This is a genomic window from Nocardia sp. NPDC056564 (assembly GCF_042793755.1).
In the GTDB taxonomy this organism is placed as follows: Bacteria; Actinomycetota; Actinomycetes; order Mycobacteriales; family Mycobacteriaceae; genus Nocardia.
Window position 1 is genome coordinate 46733 of the sequence record NZ_JBHTUR010000007.1, and the last position, 17308, is coordinate 64040.

Genomic DNA, 17308 nt, shown 5'->3' on the forward strand with positions numbered 1-17308 from the left:
CGATGACCGACACAGTGACCGGGCCGTTCGTCCGCTACGCGGTGGCGGACGGCTTCGCGACGCTCACGCTCGACTCGCCGCACAACCGGAACGCGTTGTCCTCCAAGCTGGTTGCCGAACTCCTCCAGGGGCTCGACGACGCGGCCGCCGACGACGCGGTGCGCGGCATCGTGCTCGCGCACACCGGCAACACCTTCTGCGCGGGCGCGGACCTGTCCGAGGCGAGCAACGCCGATCCCGCGGTGGCCGCCGACGATCGCACCCGGGTGATGATCGGCGTGCTGCGCCGCCTCATCGCCACGCCGAAGCCGGTGATCGCGCAGATCGACGGCAACGTGCGCGCGGGCGGCATGGGCATCGTCGCCGCCTGTGACCTCGCGGTGGCCGGGCCGAGCAGCAGTTTCGCCCTCACCGAGGTGCGAATCGGGCTGGCCCCGTTCATGATTTCGCTGACTCTGCTGCCGCGGCTCAGCTCGCGCGCGGCGAGCCGGTACTTCCTGACCGGGGAGAAGTTCGGCGCGGACGTCGCCGAGCGGATCGGGCTGATCACCACCGCGGCCGCCGACCCGGTGGCCGAGGTGGCGCGGCTGCGCGCCGAGCTGCGCAAGGGCTCTCCGCAGGGGCTGGCCGAGAGCAAGCGGCTGGTCAACGCGGCCATGCTGGCGGAGTTCGACGTCTCGGCCGAGGAACTCGCCACCCGCTCGGCGAGCTTCTTCGGCACCGCCGAGGTGCGCGAGGGCATGACGGCCTTCCTGCAGCGTCGTCCGGCGAGCTGGGCAGAATAGCCGCATGGCCACACCCCACGAACCCAAGCAGGACCGCAGCCGAGCCACCCGGCAGCGCCTGCTGGAGGCGACCATCGATTGCCTAGCCGAAACCGGCTGGGCGGCAGCGACGGTCGCGGTCGTCGCCGAACGGGCCGGGGTGTCCAGGGGCGCGGCGCAGCATCACTTCCCGACCAGGGAGGAGCTGATCACCGCCGCGCTGGAGTACATGTTCGACAGCAGGACCCAGCAGGCCAAGGACGAGGCGATCGCGGTCGCCGCCCTGGCCGACGGGGTCGGCCGGACCGAGGCCGTGGTGGCCGGCCTGGTCGAGTCCTACACCAGCCCGCTGTTCAAGGCGGCGCTGCAGGTGTGGACGCACGCGGCCGCCGATCCGGCGCTGCGGGAACGAATTGTCCCGCTGGAGGCCAAGTTCGGCCGGATCTCGCACCGGCGCGCGGTGGAGGCGCTCGGCGTGGACGACGCCGACCCGGTCACCCACCATCTGGTGCAGGCCACCCTCGACATGGCACGCGGGCTCGGCCTGGCCGACGTGCTCACCGACGATTCGGCGCGGCGTAAACAGATCGTCCAGCAGTGGGCGGCCACCCTGCACGCCGCGCTCAACGCGCCGCGCGCGGAGTGATTTCGGTCGCGCGGCCTGCTCCGCGCACCGGCGCGTGCGGTGGGTTTGCGGCCGGGCGCTGTCCCTGATCAGGCCGCCGACCGGGGCGACGGAGCGCGCCCGAAGTATGCCCCTACGTCCCTGTTCCGCGCAGCACCGCCGATCGGCGCGCAACAGTCCGTGCGTGCCTTAGGGTCTGCCGTATGGACCATGCGGAGTACGGCGGGCTCGAGCAGTCTCTCGGCCAGCCGATTGCCGGTAGCGCGCCGGCCGAATGGGGTTTCCAGAACCGCACCGACCTGCTCACCCTCGCCGACGGCGACCGGATGGTCCTGCAGCGCTACCGCAATCCCGACGACGCCGAACGCCGCCTGCGGGTGATGCACACCCTGCTCGACCCCGCCGCCAAGCGCGGTATCGCGATTCCGCGCATCCGCCGCTTCGACCTCGACGCCGACCCGGCCTGGATCGTGTTCGACGCCCTGCCCGGCGTCCCGATTCCGGCCAGCGCCGAAATCGGCTTGGCCAGTCCGCAATTCCCGGTCATCGCGCGCGAGATGGGCACGCTGCTCGCCGCGTTCCGCCGCCTGCCCACCGCGGGCCTGCAACTCGACGACCTCTGGGCCAGCCCCACCCGGCTGGTGGAGAGCGCCACCGCCTGGGCGGGCCGGCTGGACCTCGCCGCCGCGCACCGCGCCACCCTGGACCGGATCCTGAAGGCGCTGCCCACCCTCTTCGCCGACCGCCCTGCGGTCCTCGCGCACGGCGACTTCGCCCCGGTCAACATCCTCACCGACGGCGAAATCATCACCGGCCTGCTCGATTTCGAATCCGTCCGGCTCGCCGATCCGCTGTTCGACCCGGCCTGGTGGGCCTGGTCGGTCGGTCTCATCGATCCCGCCATTCCCGCCTGGCCGGACTTCCTGGCGGGCGCGGGTTTCGACCCCGCCGACCCGGACCTGCCGCACCGCGTCGAAACCTTGCAGACCCTGCGCATGCTCGAACTGCTCGCCGAGCAGCCCGACCTCAGCCCCGCGGTCCGCGCTGTGGTGCACGACCGCCTCCTGGCCACGCTCGGCTGAGTAAACCAGGCACTCGGTGCCGGGATGTCACACTCGGGATCGCCGGGTCGTCTTCTCGATGAACGCGGAACACCGCGGCGACACGGAGGAGCAGGAATCATGACGACGACCGCGAAGATCGCAGTGGCCGGGGCGACCGGACGGCTGGGCAAGCACGTGGTGGACGTGCTGACCGAACGGGGGCTCGAGGTGGTGGCCTTCTCCCGCAAGAACGGCGTGGACATCGAGACCGGCGAAGGGCTGGTCGAGGCGCTGGACGGCGTGCAGGTCGTGATCGACGCGTCCAGTACCCCCTCCGCCGACCAGGCCGTCGCGACCGAGTTCTTCACCGCCGCCGCCCGCAACCTGCACGAGGCGGGTCGGAAGGCCGGCGTCGAGCGCCTGGTCGTGGTCTCCATCATCGGCATCGACAACGCCACCGCGGGCTACAACGCCGCCAAGCTGGCGCACGAGCGGCGGCTCGTCGAGGGCCCGCTGCCGGTCCAGATCCTGCGCGCCGCCCAGTTCCACGAACTGGTCGAGGTGATGACCCAGTGGGGCACCCAGGGCGAGGTGGCCTACGTCGCCAAGATGCGCACCCAGCTGGTCGCCGCCCGCACCGTCGCCGAGGCCCTGGTCGATCTCGCGGTCGACCCGGCCCCCGACACCACCGCCGCGCCCTTCCCGGAAATCGCGGGCCCGCGGCCGGAAACCATGGCCGGTGCCGCGACCCTGCTGGCCGCCCATCTGGGCAGCCCGCTCCGGATCGTCGAATCCAGCGACCCCGCCAACCCGGACCGTGCGGCCTTCGAGGACGGCACCCTGCTCGCCGGCCCGCACGCGACGCTCGCCGGCCCGACCTTCGCCGAGTGGGTCGAGGCCACCTACCCGGCGGCGAAGTAGGCCGCACCGTCGAAAGGTCCGCACCGCCAACACATTCGGTGGCGGTGCGGACCTTTCGGTCAGTGCGCGGTGAGGTCGTAGAGGGTGACGCCGTCTACCTCGGTGGCGGTGTAATTCGCCTGCACCCATTCGGCGATTTGCGCACTGGTGGACGGGGTCGCCGAGTCGTGGCCCCGGCCGCCGCCTTCGCGTCCGCTGCCGATGTAGTAGTGGATCTTTCCCTGGGCCACATAATCTTTGAACTGATCGAGGGTAGGGGAGGGATCGCTGCCGTTGAAGCCGCCGACCGGCATCACCGGCAGTTCGGTGGCCAGCTGGAAGCCAGCGGCGCTGTTGGAACCGGTGGCGGCGGCGACCCAGGTGTAGGCGGTGCCGTTCCGCTCCAGCAGGGCGACCACCCGGTCGCTGGGCTTGCTCGCCCCGAGCAGACCACCCGCCCCGAGCATCATTTCGCCGCCGGGGCCCGCGGTCGGCGCGCCGGGCATCGCGCCCGGCGGCGGCATGCCCGGTCCTGGCCGGCCGTTTCCGCCGGGTGTCCGGCCGTCCGCGTGCGGAGCGCCAGGGCCGCCGGGCATGCCGTTCATTCCTTCGGCCCACGGCGGCCGCTGACCGAACATGCCGAACCGTCCCACATTCGGTCCCGCCGACGGGATCGCGCCCGCGTGCGAGGTCGCCAGCGTGTCGACGGCATAGGCGGCCGGACCGGCCAGCCCGGTGAACGCGATGGCCAGCGCGGAGACGATGGCCAGCTTTCGCGGTGCCGGAACGAGCGCGGCGATCGTGGCGAGAATGCCGACGACCAGAATCGTCCACCGCAGCCACGGCACCCACTGCGCGCTGCGGGACAACAACATCCACGCCGTCGCCGTGGTCAGCCCGACGGTGAGCGCGAGCAGCAGCCGGACCCACAGCCGCCGCCGTTCCCGCCACATCTGCACCGCGCCGATCCCGGCCAGCGCGGCGACCGCGGGGGCCAGCGCAACGGTGTAGTACTGGTGGAAGATTCCCGCCATGAAACTGAAGGTCAACCCGGTCACCAACAGCCAACCGCCCCAGATGATCAGCGCCGCCCGCTGCCGATCGGTGCGGGCAGCCTTGCCGCGCAAGAGAATTCCGGCGACCAGGGCGACCAGCGCGGCCGGGATCAGCCAGGCGATCTGACCGCCCTGCGCCGCTTCGAACATCCGGGTGATGCCCGTGCTGCCCCACATGCCGTTGCCGCCTGCGGGCAGATCGCCACCACCTGGCCCGACGCTGCCGCTCTCGTCACCGGTGAGCCGGCCGAGCCCGTTGTATCCGAGGGTGAGCTCGAGGATCGAATTGTTCTGCGACCCACCGATCCACGGCCGGGACGAGGCGGGCCACAGCTCCACCGCCAGCAGCCACCAACCCGCGGCGACCACCATCGCGGCGCCGGCGGCGAGCAGCTGCGCGATCCGTTTGCCGAGCCTCGGCGGACCGGCGATCAGGTAGGCCAGGGCCAGCGGCGGGACGACCAGCAGCACCTGTAATTGTTTGGTGAGAAAGCCGAATCCGACGAACACGCCGGTGAGCACCAGCCACCGCCAGCGGCCGTCTTCGAGCGCCCGCGTCATCGCCCACGCCGCGGCGATCATCAGGAACACCAGCAGCGCGTCCGGGTTGTTGAACCGGAACATCAGCACCGCGACCGGGGTCACCGCGAGTACCAGACCGGCGAGCAACCCGGCGGCAGGCCCGAACGGCCTGCGCACCGTCGCCCACAGCAGGGCCACGCTCGCCACGCCGAGCAGCACCTCGGGCACCAGGATGCTCCAGCTGTTCAGCCCGAATGCCCGTACCGAGAGTTCCATCAGCCACAGCGAGGCGGGTGGTTTGTCCACGGTGATCGAGTTCGCGGCATCCGAGGAACCGAAGAAGAATGCCTTCCAGGACACCGAACCCGCCTGCACCGCAGCGGAATAGAACGAGTTGGCCCAGCCGTTCGAGCTGAGATTGCACAGATACGCGATGCCGGTGCCGAGCAGTAGCACCGCCAATGCCGGGTATTCCCAGCGGTTTTCGCGTTCGGGCGTGGGGGCTGCCGGTGCCGCGGTGGGCGGCGCGAGGGTCGCGGTCATCGGGCGGCTCCCTCGGAATCGTGCGCCGCCGACTCCGACGTGTGCGACGAATCGGACCGCACGGAGGTCGCCGTCCGCCGGGCCGGGCTCGGGCTGTTCCGGAAGACCCAGCGCAACCCGACGAAGCGCAGAATGGTGGCCAGCAGATTGGCCAGCACGAGCACCAGCAGTTCCAGATGCACCGACGCGTCCGGCGCCCAGTGATGCAACGTGAACAGCGACCCGCTGGTCAGCGCAAGCCCGATGCCGAAGATGACCAGTCCTTGGAACTGGTGCGACACCGCCCCGGTCGTCCCGCGCACGCCGAACGTGAATGCCCGGTTGGCCGCCGTGTTGGCCACCGCGGTGACCAGCAGGGCCAGGAAGTTGGCCACCTGTGCATCCGTAAACGATTGCAGCACAACGTAAAGCAGCAGATAAGCCAGGGTGCTCAGCACGCCGACGATGGCGAACCGGACCAGCTGCCCGACCATTCCGAGCGGCACGCCCGGCACGAGCGGCTCGCGGCCGACCGCCCTGCGCAGCTCCTCCAGCGGCAACGCCCCGGTGGCCAGCGCGCGGGTCAGCCTGCCGATGCCGAGCAGGTCCTTGCGCGCGGTGTCGACGATGTCGACCCGGCTGTCCGGATCGTCGATCCAGTCCACCGGCACCTCGTGGATGCGCAGCCCGGCCCGTTCGGCGAGCACCAGCAGCTCGGTGTCGAAGAACCACTCACCATCGCGCACCAGCGGCAGCAGCTCCCGCGCCACCTCGCTGCGCATGGCCTTGAACCCGCACTGGGCGTCCGAAAAGCGCGCTTGCAGTGAGGCTTTGAGCAGCAGGTTGTAGCAGCGGGAGATGATCTCGCGCTTCGGCCCGCGCACCACCCGGGAGGACGAGCTGAGCCGGGTCCCGATCGCCAGATCGGAGTGCCCGGTGATCAGCGGCGCCACCAGCGGCAGCAGCGCGTTCAGGTCGGTGGACAGGTCCACGTCCATGTAGGCGACCACCTGCGCGTCGGAGCGTTCCCACGCCGCCCGCAGCGCCCGCCCGCGTCCCTTGGCGTCCAGGTGCACCACCCGCACGCCGTCCAGCTCCTGCGCGAGCAGCTCGGCCACCTGCAGGGTGGCGTCGGTGCTGGCATTGTCGGCCACCGTGATGCGCGCCGGAAACGGGAACCCCTGGCGCAGGTAGGCGTGCAACCTGCGCACGCACACGCCGAGGTCGGTCTCTTCGTTGTAGACGGGTATCACCACGTCCAGCACCGGCGTACCCGGTGTCTCGGCTAATTCCGCCGCCGCGACGGTCACAGTCTCGGTCATGGGAACTACACTCGACGGCCCGGTTGTCACGGAGCTGGGCCTCAGCTGTGAGGTTCCTGGGGGCGCCCGACCAGGGCCGATCGGTCTCGGCGTCTGCCGCCGTAGCGTACGGTCACCGGTAGCGGGACCGTTCAGGTCCTCCGAGCAAAGGACCACGTTTGTCCGACAAGTCTCCGCGCAGCTCGATGTCGAAGAAGTCCGGGAAGTCACTCAAAGAGAAGCGGACGGACAAGAAGATGAAGTCCGCCACCGAGCAGAGCGTCACCGATCCGAAGAAGCGCTGAACCATCGCTGAGCGAGGCGCGTGGTCGCCTCGCTCAGCGGATCGTTCTGCGATCGGCTCGTTCGGCCGCACCGGAATTCGGGCAAATCAGGCGGGTACCTGCGCCTCCGCATCGACCACCGGTGCCACCGGCTTGCTCCGCCGCATCAGCAACAGCACGACCGCGCCGCCGAGCAGGCCGACGACGCCGCTCACCGCCAGCGTGCCCTGCACGCCCGCCGCGGCGGCGGCACGCACCGCCTCCGTCAGTGCGGACCGCGCCTCGACCGGAACCTGCTGCACCAGCATCGCGGACTGACCACCCCCGACCGCCCGCGCCGTGGCCTGCGCATCCGGCACCGCGCGCGGCTCGAGCACATCCGCCGCTCGCGCGGTGAATACCGAACCCAGCGTGGCGATTCCGAGCGCGAAACTCAGCTGCTGCGCGGTATTGACCGCGCCCGTTGCCATTCCGGCCCGCTGCCACGGAACCGCCGCCATCGCGGCCGAACTCAGCGTCGCGGTGGCCAGTCCGACGCCGAGCCCGACCGCCAGGAAGCCGGGAATCAGTGCGACCCAACCGGCTTCGCCGTGCACCAGCAGCGCGCCGATCACGCCGCCGACGCCGGTCGCGCCGAGTCCGCCCGCGATGATCGGCCCGCGATACTCGCCGTGCAGAAACCGCCCGATGCCGCCCGACACCAGAAACGCCATGACGGACAACGGAAGTCCCACCGCACCGGCTTGGATCGCGGTGAGCCCGAGCACCGATTGCAGCCAGATCTGGGTGTACATCAGCGCGCCGAACGCGGCGAAGAACAACGCGCCCGCCGCGACGAGCACGCCGGCGAACGAGCGGTCGCGCAGCAGCGCCGGATCGAGCATCGGCCGGGCCGCGTTTCGTTCGACCACGAGGAACACCAGCAGCGCCACCGCGGCAGCCGCCAGCAACCACCAGGTGAGCGCGTCCGACCAGCCGCGTTCGTTCGCCCGGATCAGCGCGTAGGTCGCCGCCGCGGCGCTCGCGGTGAACGTCGCCATGCCCGCCACATCGATCCGGCCGCGGTGCGGCCGTTCCCCGTCGGCGAGCACCCATACGCACAGCGCCATCGCCGCCGCGCTGACCGGGAGGTTGACGAAGAAGATCCAGCGCCAGGACGCGAGGTCGGTGAGCACGCCGCCGATGATCGGGCCGATCGCACTGGACGCGCCGGCGACCGCGCCCCAGACGCCGTACGCCGCCCCCTGATCCCGCCCGCTGTAGGAGTGGTTCAGCAGCGCGAAGGTGGTGCACGCCATGGTCGTCGCGCCGATGCCCTGCACCACCCTGGCCGCGATGAGCACGGCCGGATTCGGCGCGATCCCGCAGACCAGCGAGGACGCCGCGAACAGGACCAGACCGGCCAGATAGGTCCGCCGATGCCCGGCCAGGTCGGCGATCGAGCCTGCCCCGAGCATGAGCGCGGCCATGGCCAGGGCGTATCCGTCGACCACCCATTGCAGCGAGCTGAACGACGCGTTCAGGTCGTTGCGCATATCCGGTAGTGCGACGTTCACGATGGTGACGTCGATCAGCAGCATGAAGGTGCCGAGACACACCGTCAGCAGCGGCAGCCATTTACGCAAAGCCGTTGTCCTCTCTGGGAATTCGTGGACGAAAGACGGCGTCGAGTATCCGCAGCGGCGACCGGAACGGTCGCGTGGCTGCGAACAGGGCGTAGATTTCCTCCTTGTGAGCGCCACCGGAATAGGCAAAAACTCCATCCTGGACGGCGTCGACACGCGGATCGTGCAGGCCCTGCAATTGGACCCGCGCGTCGCGTTCACCCGGGTCGCCGCCGACCTGGGTGTCGCGGAACAGACCGTCGCCCGCCGCTACCGGCGATTACGCCGCGACGGCGTGGTCCGGGTGATCGGCGCGGTCGACTCCCGCGCGCTCGGCGAGAACGACTGGATCATCCGGGTGCACTGCCGCCCGGACGGCGCGCGGCAGGTGGCCGAGGCCCTGGCGCGCCGCGACGACGCCGCGTGGGTCAGCATCGCGGCGGCCGGCGCCGAGGTGAACTTCTCGCTGCACCCGCGGACCCCACAGGACCGCGACGACCTGCTGGTGCAGCGACTGCAACGCACCGCGCCGGTGCACGACATCGCGGCGGCGATGATCCTGCACCGCTTCGTCGGACCCACCGCGGTGGACTGGCGGGGTCGGCAGGCGGTTCGTCGGAGCGCCGAGAATGCCACGGCCACAAAGGATTATGTCGAATCGGAGCTGTTGCTGCGCGACGCGGACGACCTGCTGCTCGATCTGCTGGCCCGGGACGGACGCGCCAGTTTCTCGGTCCTGGCCCGCGCCACCGGCATGAGCGTCGGCCGGGTGGCGCGCCGGATCGCCGCGCTGCAGGCGGCGGGCATCCTCTACTTCGATCTCGACATCGCCCCCGCCGCACTGGGACCCAGCCTCGCCGCCTTTCTCTGGCTCCGCGTCGCCCCGGCGCAGCTGGACGCGGTCGGCCGGGCGATCGCCGAGCATGTCGAAACCGCCTATGCCGCAGCGGTTACCGGGCCGTTCAACCTCTTTGCGGTGCTGACCGCGGACACCGCCGACGACCTGTACCACTACGTGACCACCAAGATGGCCGCCCTGGACGGTGTGCACAGCTTCGAGCTGACCCCGGTGCTCGAGCGACTCAAGCAGGCCGGTTCGCGCACCACCGCGGGCCGGCTGAATCCACCGCCGCCGGTGCCGCCGCGCGCGGCCCGGCGGCGATAGGCCTACAGCGCGATGCCGAACCGCGCCGCCGCCTGCCGCCCGGCCCGGTAGAGCGGGACGCCGAGATCCTCGTAGGCCGGGCCGAGCAGGCGCGGGATCAGGTCGAAGACCCTGGCGTCGGGACCGATCAGCACCCGCGCCCGGTTCTTCTGCACGCCGTGCAGGATGATCTTCGCGGCCGCACCAGGGCTGGTCAGGGTGAGCGCGTCCCAGCCGCGGCGCAGCGTCTCCAGGTCCACGTCGTCGGGCAGGCCGCGGGCGCTCACCGCGATATTCGTGGTCACCCCGCCGGGGTGCACGCAGGTGACCCCGACCGGATGCCGGGCGATCCGCATCTCCTGCCGCAGCGCCTCGGTGAACCCGCGCACCGCGAATTTGGCCGCGTTGTAGGCACTTTGGGAGGGCACGCCGACCAGACCGAACACCGAGGAGATGTTGACGATGTGCCCGTCGCCGGAGGCGATGAGGTCGGGCAGGAAGGCCTTGGTGCCGTGCGCGACGCCCCAGAAGTTGATGTTCATCAGCCAGTCGAAGTCGTCCCACTCCATGTCTTCGACGTCGGCCCCGAGCGCGACGCCCGCGTTGTTGAAGACCAGGTTCACCCGGCCGAACTCGCCGCGCACGTCGGCGGCATGGGCGTAGACCGCCGCCCGGTGCGCGACGTCCAGCTCATACGGAATGGCGGTGGCGCCGAGCTTTTCGCAGCGGCCCGCGGTATCGGCGACCGCCTCGGTATTGATGTCCGACAGCGCCAGCTTGGCGCCGCGTCTGGCGAGTTCCAGCGCCAGTCCCCGGCCGATGCCGGAGCCGGCGCCGGTGATCACGGCGACTTTGTCTGCGAAGTTCTTCACTGAATATCCTCGGGGTTACGGGCTGGCTTCGGTCGGCCGTTGGTCAGGGCGGTGGGAAAGGTCTGGGCCGGAACGTCTTCCGCCACCGTGGTGCGGCGGGTCGGCGAACTCGGTGCGGGACCGAAGAATTCGTACTCCGCGGGGTCGAGGCGCCGGGTCTGCCGCCAGTACTGCCAGGTGAACCCGGACCACAGCGTGCGGTTGTTCCCGTGCTCATCCAGGTACCAGCTCTGGCAGCCGCCGGTGTTCCACACCGAGCGCGCCAGTCCGCGTTGCAGCCGGGCATTGAATCGATCCTGCGCGGCTCGCCGCGGCGCCAAGGCGAGCGCGCCCTGCGCGCGCACCTGCCGAATGGCCTGCAGCACATAGTGGATCTGCGCCTCGATCATGAAGATCATCGAGTTGTGCCCGAGGCCGGTGTTCGGGCCGACCAGGAAGAACGCGTTGGGCATGTCGGCGACGGTGATCCCGCGATGCGCCTGCACCCCCTCCCGGTCCCAGCGCTCGGTCAGGTCGACACCGCGCAGCCCGACCATCGGCAGATTCTCGAGCGAGTCGATGACGTGAAAGCCGGTGCCATAGATGATCACATCGACCTTGCGCTCGACGCCGTCGGCGGTGACGATGCCGTCCGCGGTGAACCGATCGATGCGCTCGGTGACCAGCTCGGTCTTCGGATCGGCGAGCGCCGGATAGTAGGTGTCGGAGCCGAGCAGCCGCTTGCAGCCCGCTCGGTAGTCCGGCGTAACTCGGGCTCGCAGAACCGGATCGGCGATCTGCCGCTCGATGTGCCGCCGCCCGACCCGCTCCAGCACCTTCAGCAGTGCGGGCCGCCAGTTCATCGCGTAGCCACCGGCCTCGGCACCCCAGTAGATGCCGCTGCGCAACGCGAGGCGCAGGCCGGGTATGCGGCGCAACGCATTCCGGAACCTCGTCGAGAACTCCACATCGGCGCGCGGCATCACCCACGGCGCGGTGCGCTGGAACACGGTCAGCGCGGCCACCTCGCCGACGATCTCCGGCACGAATTGAATTGCGCTGGCGCCGGTTCCGATCACTGCGACCCGCTTGCCCGCCAGGACGGCCTCGTGGTCCCACCGCGCCGAGTGGAACGCCGGTCCGATGAAATCCGCGCTGTCGCGGAACTTCGGAATGCTCGGAATATGCAGCGCCCCCACCGCGGACACGAGGAACTGCGCGACGTACTCCTGGCCGTCCGAGCTGAACGCGTGCCAGCATCGCTCGTTCTCGTCCCAGTAGCTGTGCGCCATGTGCTGGTGGAAGCGGATGTGCGGGCGCAGCCGGTACTTCTCGGCGACTTCCCGCAGATAGTCGAAGATCTCCGGCTGCCCGGAGAACAGCCGTTGCCAATCCGTGCGTGGCTCAAAGGAATACGAGTACAGATGGCTCGGGATGTCGCAGGCGCAGCCGGGGTAGGTGTTGTCGCGCCAGGTGCCGCCGATCTCGCCGGCCTGCTCCACGATGAGGTAGTCCTCGAGGCCCGCCTTGTCGAGCGCGATGCCCATGCCGAGGCCGGAGAAGCCGCTCCCGACGATCAGGACTCGGGTGTGGATCGCGGACGCCATCGTCCCCACCGGCCTTCTGTGCTAAATATCCAATACCACCGGTTCCGTGTACTTTTCCGAGTGTGTCCCACGCCTCATCCGATGTCAACGCCCCGACCCGGTCATCGGTACCGCTGGTAGCAGGTAGCATCCGGAATTGTGATGCGCAGCGGGCGAAAACTGGACGAGGTGCCGCGTAAACGCGTCGACGCGCGCACGGAGCGCTGGCGGGAGCACCGGCTGAAGGTGCGTGCGGAGTTCGTCGACGCGGCGTTCCGCGCGCTGGACAAGTTCGGCCCGGACGTCAGCATGGGCGATATCGCCAAGGAGGCCGGCGCGGCGAAGCCCAAGCTGTACCGGCATTTCGAGGACAAGACCGACCTCTACAACGCGATCGTCGACCGGGTCAGGGACATGCTGTGGGAGCAGCTGATCTCCGGCGTGGACCTGACCAACGACTCGGCCCGCGAACTCGTCCGCCGCGGAGCCGCGGAGTACGCGCTCGTGGTGTCCGAGCATCCGAATGTCTTCCGCTTCATGCTGCACAGCCATTTCGCGCAGCAGTCCGACGATTCCGAACGCGCGCTGCAATCGGCCCGGCAGTCGGCCAAGCGGGCCGCCGATCTGTTCGCCGAACTGGCGGCCGACACGGCGGTCGACGTGGACAGTGTGGAGCTGGTGATCTATTCGATCTTCGGCGCGGTCGGCTCGGCCACCGACTGGTGGCTCGGCGCGAACCGATTGAAGACGCAGCCGATGCCGATCGAGAAGTTCGTCGCCTATCTCGCGGAAACCATCGCCGCGCTCACCGCGGCCAACGCCCGGCTCAACGGCATCGTCATCGACACTGATCTGCCACTGCACCTAGCCTTTTCCGGCGAGTAGCGCCTTGCTCGGCCGGCCACGGCAGGGGCGAGGCCGGCGCTGAAACGGTTGTCGCATCCGCTCGAACGACGGTGTTCTGGCGCGGCCGCTTCGTCGAGGCCTACCGCGTTTGCGACACCTTTATTCTCTCAGCACCCACCGACAAGAATCGGCCCCCTAAGGGGCTTTTGAAGTGGGGAATCAACGTATTCGCGGTTCAGTCGCTGTGCAGACGCCAGAGTGGGGAAACCGGGCCGTGGCCCGCGCCGAGATCGTACGAGGCGGCCAGGCAGCGATAGGTCCAGTCCTTGGCGAACTCCACCGCCTCCGGCACCGAATATCCGTTGGCCAGCGCGCACGCGATCGCCGCGGCCAGGGTGTCGCCGCCGCCGTGGTCGTTGGTGGTGCCGATCCGCGGCGCGGTGAACTCCAGGAACTTGTCGCCGTCGAACAGCAGATCGGTGCTGTGCTCCGAGGAGCGCAGGTGCCCGCCCTTCACGATCGCCCACCGCGGGCCGAGCTTGTGCAAGGCCTCCGCGGCCAGCCGGGCCGACGCGTCGTCGGTGACGTCGATGCCGGTGATCAGCCGGACCTCGTCCAGGTTCGGCGTCACCACGGTGGCCAGCGGGATCAGCGTGTGCCGGACCGCGTCCAGGGCCTCCTCGTGCAGCAGCGGGTCGCCGTGCATGGACGCGGCGACCGGGTCGACCACCAGCGGAATCCGTCCGTCGCGGCCGATGCCGACCTCGCCGCACACATCCGCGACCGCCTCGATGATCGCGGTGGAGGCCAGCATGCCGGTCTTGACCGCGCCGACGCCGATATCGGTCGCCACCACGCGCACCTGGCCGGCCACGATGGCCGGCGGGATCTCGTGGAAGTCGCTGACCCCCATCGAGTTCTGCACCGTCACCGCCGCGACCGCCACGCAGGCGTGCACCCCGCACAGGGCCATGGTGCGGCTATCGGCCTGGATTCCGGCGCCGCCGCCCGAGTCGGTTCCGGCAATGGTGAGCACCCGGACGGGGGTCTGCCCGTCGGGGGTCAATGGCAACAGCTTCACGAGACAAACCCTACGACCGTCCGCCCGCGGTGCCACGCCCAACCGCTACCCCGATGCCAAGAGGTAAATGAAAACCATTATCATTAAGGCATGACCTCCGCCGACCTGCTTCCCGTCACCGTCCTGTCCGGCTTCCTGGGGGCGGGCAAGACCACGTTGCTCAACCACATCCTCGCCAACCGGGAGGGCCGCCGGGTGGCGGTCATCGTCAACGACATGAGCGAGGTGAATATCGACGCGGCGCTCGTCGCCGGCCAGGGACACCTGGACCGGACCGAGGAGAAGCTGGTCGAGCTGACCAACGGCTGCATCTGCTGCACGCTGCGCGAGGACCTCATCGAGGCGGTGGGCAGGCTCGCCCGCGCGGGACGCTTCGATCAGCTGGTCATCGAGTCGACCGGCATCTCCGAGCCGATGCCGGTGGCGGCGACCTTCGACTGGGAGTTCGAGGACGGGTTCAAGCTCGGCGATATCGCGCGGCTGGACACCATGGTGACGGTGGTCGACGCGTCCACTTTCCTGCGCGAGGTGGCCAAGGGGCAGGCGCTGGCCGAGCGGAATCTGCAAGCGGGCGAGGGGGATGCGCGCACCATCGCCGACCTGCTGGTGGATCAGGTGGAATTCGCCGATGTGCTGCTGGTGAACAAGACCGATCTGGTCGGTGCTGCGGCGGCCGGTGCGGTGGAAGCGACTGTGCGCACACTCAATCCGCGCGCTCGGGTGCTGCGTACGACCAATGGCGTGGTCGACCTGGCCGAGGTGCTCGGCACCGGTCTGTACGACCCGGTGGTCGCCGCCGAGGCGACGGGCTGGGCGGAAGAACTGGCCGGCGGGCACCCGCCGGAGACCGAGGAGTACGGCATCGGCAGCCTCACCTACACCGCGGACCGGCCGTTTCACCCGCAGCGGCTGTCCGACGCGCTCGGCGAACTGCGCGGGTTGTTGCGCAGCAAGGGTTTCTGCTGGATCGCCAGCCGTGCGTCGCTGGCGGCGATCTGGTCGCAGGCCGGGCCCAACCTTGTCTTCGAGCCCGCCGCGTGGTGGTCGGCGCTGGAAGTGCCTGCCGGACAGGAGATCGTGTTCATCGGGATAAAGCTCGATCGGGACCGGGTGCGCGCGTTGCTCGACGACGCGTTGCTCACCGACGCCGAGTTCGCCGCGGGGCCGGTCGCATGGGCGGGGTACCCGGATCCGTTCCCGGCCTGGGGCGAGCTGCACGAGCACGCCTGAACGGCCGCGACCCACGCTGGACGCGTGGGTCGTGGCAGGTCCGGCTCGCACGCGCGGCACGGTGCGGGGCCTCAGTGGGAGATGCCCGGCGCCTGCCGCACGTAGGTCCGGTCGGTCAGCTGCTCGAGCATGAAGTCGGCGATGTCGGCGCGGGAGATCTTCAGCGACAGGCCGCGCTCGTCGGCCGGGAAGCCGCGCCGGAAACCACGGGTGCGCGGCCCGTCGGTGAACGCGCTCGGCCGCACGATCGTCCAATCCAGCTCGCTGGCCTGGACATACAGCTCCTGCTGCACGTGGTCGGCGTAGGCCTGGCGCAGCAGCATCCCGAACATCAGGTACTTCCACACGAAATTCAGGTTGCCCCGGCTGTCGCCGACGCCGAGGGTGGTCTGCACGATCAAGCGCTTCACCCCGGTCCGTTCCATCGCCGCGAGCACCGCGCGGGTGCCCTCGGCCCGGATCACGCCCTTGCGCCCCGCGCCGAGCGAGACGAGCACCGCGTCCTGACCGGCGACCGCCCGCTCGACCGAATTCGTGTCCAGCACATCGCCTTCCATGATGTGCAGTCGCTCGTGCCGCTGCTCCAGGCCGGCCGCGCTGCGGGTGAACGCGGTGACCTCGTGGCCCTGCTCGATGGCCTGCGCGACGACCAGGCGTCCGACCGTGCTGGTGGCTCCGAAGACTGCGATTTTCATGGTGTTCAGCTCCTCTGGTGAATGCTGTTGTGCTGTTGGTTAATCCAGTACAACAGCGCGAAGTGAGACGAACCATGGCCGTGAGTCTCGATGCCATAAGCGACTGTCTCGAATCAGCCGAGCTGTGCGACGAACTCGCGGATGTCACCGACCAGAATCTCCGGCGCCTCATGCGCGGCGTAGTGCCCCGCCGCGTCGTTCGGGCCGCCCGGCGCCGCACCGGTCGCGTAGGAGTTCCAGCGGACGATGTTCTGGTGGTCGCGCTCGGCGAAGCGGCGGATCGACTGGAAGTCACCCTCGAACATGGCCAGCGCGGTGGGCACGGTGGTCGGTCCGGCCGGTTGCTCGGTGGCGTGCGCGTCTTCGTAGTAGAACCGGGTGGACGAGCTCGCGGTGCCGGTCAGCCAATAGATCGCCACATTGCCGACGACGAAGTCGAGGTCCAGACTCTCGCCCATCAGCTGCGCGTTCCAGCCGAGCAGGCCGATCGGGGAGTCGGTCAGCGCGTAGGCCAGGGTCTGCGGCTGCTGGCTGAGGAAGGTGTTGAACGCCATCTTGTTGTCGTGGAACCACTGCAGGTGGCCCAGCGTCGCCAGGTCCGCTCCGGACAGGCCCTCGAACTCGGCCGGATCGCCGGACGGAAACGAGAACAGTTGCGTCACATGGACTCCGATCAGCTTGTTCGGCGCGAGCTTGGCCATCTCCGGCGCGATCATGGAGCCGGCGTCGTTGCCGATGCTGAGGTAGCGCTGGTAACCGAGCCGGTCCATCAGCTCGACCCACGCCTTCGCGGTGCGCACCCGGTTCCAGCCGGTGCTGCGAGTCGGGCCGGAGAAGCCGAAGCCCGGCAGCGACGGGATGACCACGTGGAATGCGGGGGCGTCGGCGGATTCCGGCTCGGTCAGCGGCGCGATGACGTCGAGGTATTCCAGGACCGAGCCCGGCCAGCCGTGGGTAAGGATGGCAGGCACGGCGTCCGGCCGTGACGAGGTGATGTGCAGGAAGTGGATCTCCTCGCCATCGATCGCCGCGGTGAACTGCGGGTAGGAATTCAGTTTCGCCTCCAATGCCCGCCAGTCGAAGCTCTCCAGCCAGTGCCGGGCGAGGATCCGGACCCGATCGCCGGGCACGCCGTAGGAGTCGCCGACACCCGGCAATTCGTTCGGCCACAGGGCACGGCGCAGCCGGTCGGCCAGATCGTCGAGCTTGCTCTGGGGGACGTCGATCCGGAAGGGCTTGATGGTGCTCATGGGGT

The 17308-nt window shown here is 69.5% G+C and carries 16 protein-coding genes; 8 read left to right on the plus strand and 8 right to left on the minus strand.

The genetic code is table 11. The features are described 5' to 3' along the window. Positions 1–2: 2 nt before the first annotated feature. From ACFQ9K_RS19180 to ACFQ9K_RS19195, 4 genes are all read left to right on the plus strand, one after another. Positions 3–785 carry an enoyl-CoA hydratase family protein gene (locus ACFQ9K_RS19180; protein ID WP_378721474.1) on the plus strand — a complete coding sequence of 261 codons (783 nt, stop codon included), beginning with the start codon at positions 3–5 and terminating at the stop codon, positions 783–785. Between the two features lie 4 nt (positions 786–789). Next, the gene (locus ACFQ9K_RS19185; protein ID WP_378721473.1) at positions 790–1410 is read left to right on the plus strand and encodes a TetR/AcrR family transcriptional regulator; all 621 of its coding nucleotides are present in this window, start codon (positions 790–792) and stop codon (positions 1408–1410) included. A gap of 182 nt (positions 1411–1592) precedes the next feature. Then, on the plus strand, positions 1593–2471 hold the full coding sequence (locus ACFQ9K_RS19190) for a phosphotransferase family protein (protein WP_378721472.1): 879 nt from the start codon (positions 1593–1595) through the stop codon (positions 2469–2471). A 99-nt stretch (positions 2472–2570) separates the two neighbouring features. Continuing rightward, positions 2571–3353: an SDR family oxidoreductase gene (locus ACFQ9K_RS19195; protein ID WP_378721471.1), complete on the plus strand. Its 783-nt coding sequence runs from the start codon at positions 2571–2573 to the stop codon at positions 3351–3353. 59 nt (positions 3354–3412) lie between these two features. Here the strand turns inward: ACFQ9K_RS19195 and ACFQ9K_RS19200 are convergent, their stop codons facing one another. Together ACFQ9K_RS19200 and ACFQ9K_RS19205 are read right to left on the minus strand one after the other, a co-directional pair. Next, on the minus strand, positions 3413–5452 hold the full coding sequence (locus ACFQ9K_RS19200; RefSeq protein ID WP_378722859.1) for a glycosyltransferase family 39 protein: 2040 nt from the start codon (positions 5450–5452) through the stop codon (positions 3413–3415). Further along, positions 5449–6753, minus strand: coding sequence for a glycosyltransferase (locus tag ACFQ9K_RS19205; protein ID WP_378722860.1), 1305 nt, complete (start codon positions 6751–6753; stop codon positions 5449–5451). Before ACFQ9K_RS19205 ends, ACFQ9K_RS19200 begins: the two co-directional genes overlap by 4 nt. Before the next feature lie 158 nt (positions 6754–6911). Between ACFQ9K_RS19205 and ACFQ9K_RS19210 the strand changes: the two genes are divergently transcribed. After that, on the plus strand, positions 6912–7037 hold the full coding sequence (locus tag ACFQ9K_RS19210) for a hypothetical protein (RefSeq protein WP_378722861.1): 126 nt from the start codon (positions 6912–6914) through the stop codon (positions 7035–7037). 86 nt (positions 7038–7123) lie between these two features. Here the strand turns inward: ACFQ9K_RS19210 and ACFQ9K_RS19215 are convergent, their stop codons facing one another. After that, complete coding sequence (locus ACFQ9K_RS19215; protein ID WP_378722862.1) at positions 7124–8641, minus strand: MFS transporter; 1518 nt, start codon at positions 8639–8641, stop codon at positions 7124–7126. 106 nt (positions 8642–8747) lie between these two features. On the opposite strand from ACFQ9K_RS19215, the gene ACFQ9K_RS19220 reads away from it, so the two are divergent. Further along, positions 8748–9785: an Lrp/AsnC family transcriptional regulator gene (locus ACFQ9K_RS19220; protein ID WP_378722864.1), complete on the plus strand. Its 1038-nt coding sequence runs from the start codon at positions 8748–8750 to the stop codon at positions 9783–9785. Positions 9786–9787: 2 nt separating this feature from the next. Here ACFQ9K_RS19220 and ACFQ9K_RS19225 read toward each other — a convergent pair whose 3' ends face one another. Beyond that, positions 9788–10636 (minus strand): SDR family NAD(P)-dependent oxidoreductase, encoded by an 849-nt coding sequence (locus ACFQ9K_RS19225; protein ID WP_378722866.1) that lies wholly within the window; start codon positions 10634–10636, stop codon positions 9788–9790. After that, a complete protein-coding gene (locus tag ACFQ9K_RS19230) occupies positions 10633–12222 on the minus strand; it encodes a flavin-containing monooxygenase (RefSeq protein ID WP_378722867.1) in 1590 nt (529 codons plus the stop codon). The genes ACFQ9K_RS19225 and ACFQ9K_RS19230 overlap by 4 nt, the downstream gene beginning before the upstream one ends. 141 nt (positions 12223–12363) lie before the next feature. On the opposite strand from ACFQ9K_RS19230, the gene ACFQ9K_RS19235 reads away from it, so the two are divergent. Further along, on the plus strand, positions 12364–13086 hold the full coding sequence (locus tag ACFQ9K_RS19235; RefSeq protein ID WP_378722868.1) for a TetR/AcrR family transcriptional regulator: 723 nt from the start codon (positions 12364–12366) through the stop codon (positions 13084–13086). Between the two features lie 196 nt (positions 13087–13282). On the opposite strand, the gene thiD is transcribed toward ACFQ9K_RS19235, so the two are convergent. After that, positions 13283–14128: a bifunctional hydroxymethylpyrimidine kinase/phosphomethylpyrimidine kinase gene (gene thiD, locus ACFQ9K_RS19240; RefSeq protein WP_378722869.1), complete on the minus strand. Its 846-nt coding sequence runs from the start codon at positions 14126–14128 to the stop codon at positions 13283–13285. A 90-nt stretch (positions 14129–14218) separates the two neighbouring features. Here thiD and ACFQ9K_RS19245 point away from each other — a divergent pair, with 90 nt between their 5' ends. Beyond that, complete coding sequence (locus ACFQ9K_RS19245; protein WP_378722871.1) at positions 14219–15358, plus strand: GTP-binding protein; 1140 nt, start codon at positions 14219–14221, stop codon at positions 15356–15358. Between the two features lie 71 nt (positions 15359–15429). On the opposite strand, the gene ACFQ9K_RS19250 is transcribed toward ACFQ9K_RS19245, so the two are convergent. Both ACFQ9K_RS19250 and ACFQ9K_RS19255 read right to left on the minus strand, forming a co-directional pair. After that, complete coding sequence (locus ACFQ9K_RS19250; protein ID WP_378722872.1) at positions 15430–16053, minus strand: NAD(P)-dependent oxidoreductase; 624 nt, start codon at positions 16051–16053, stop codon at positions 15430–15432. A gap of 113 nt (positions 16054–16166) precedes the next feature. Next, positions 16167–17303 (minus strand): epoxide hydrolase family protein, encoded by a 1137-nt coding sequence (locus ACFQ9K_RS19255; protein ID WP_378722874.1) that lies wholly within the window; start codon positions 17301–17303, stop codon positions 16167–16169. Positions 17304–17308 lie beyond the last annotated feature (5 nt).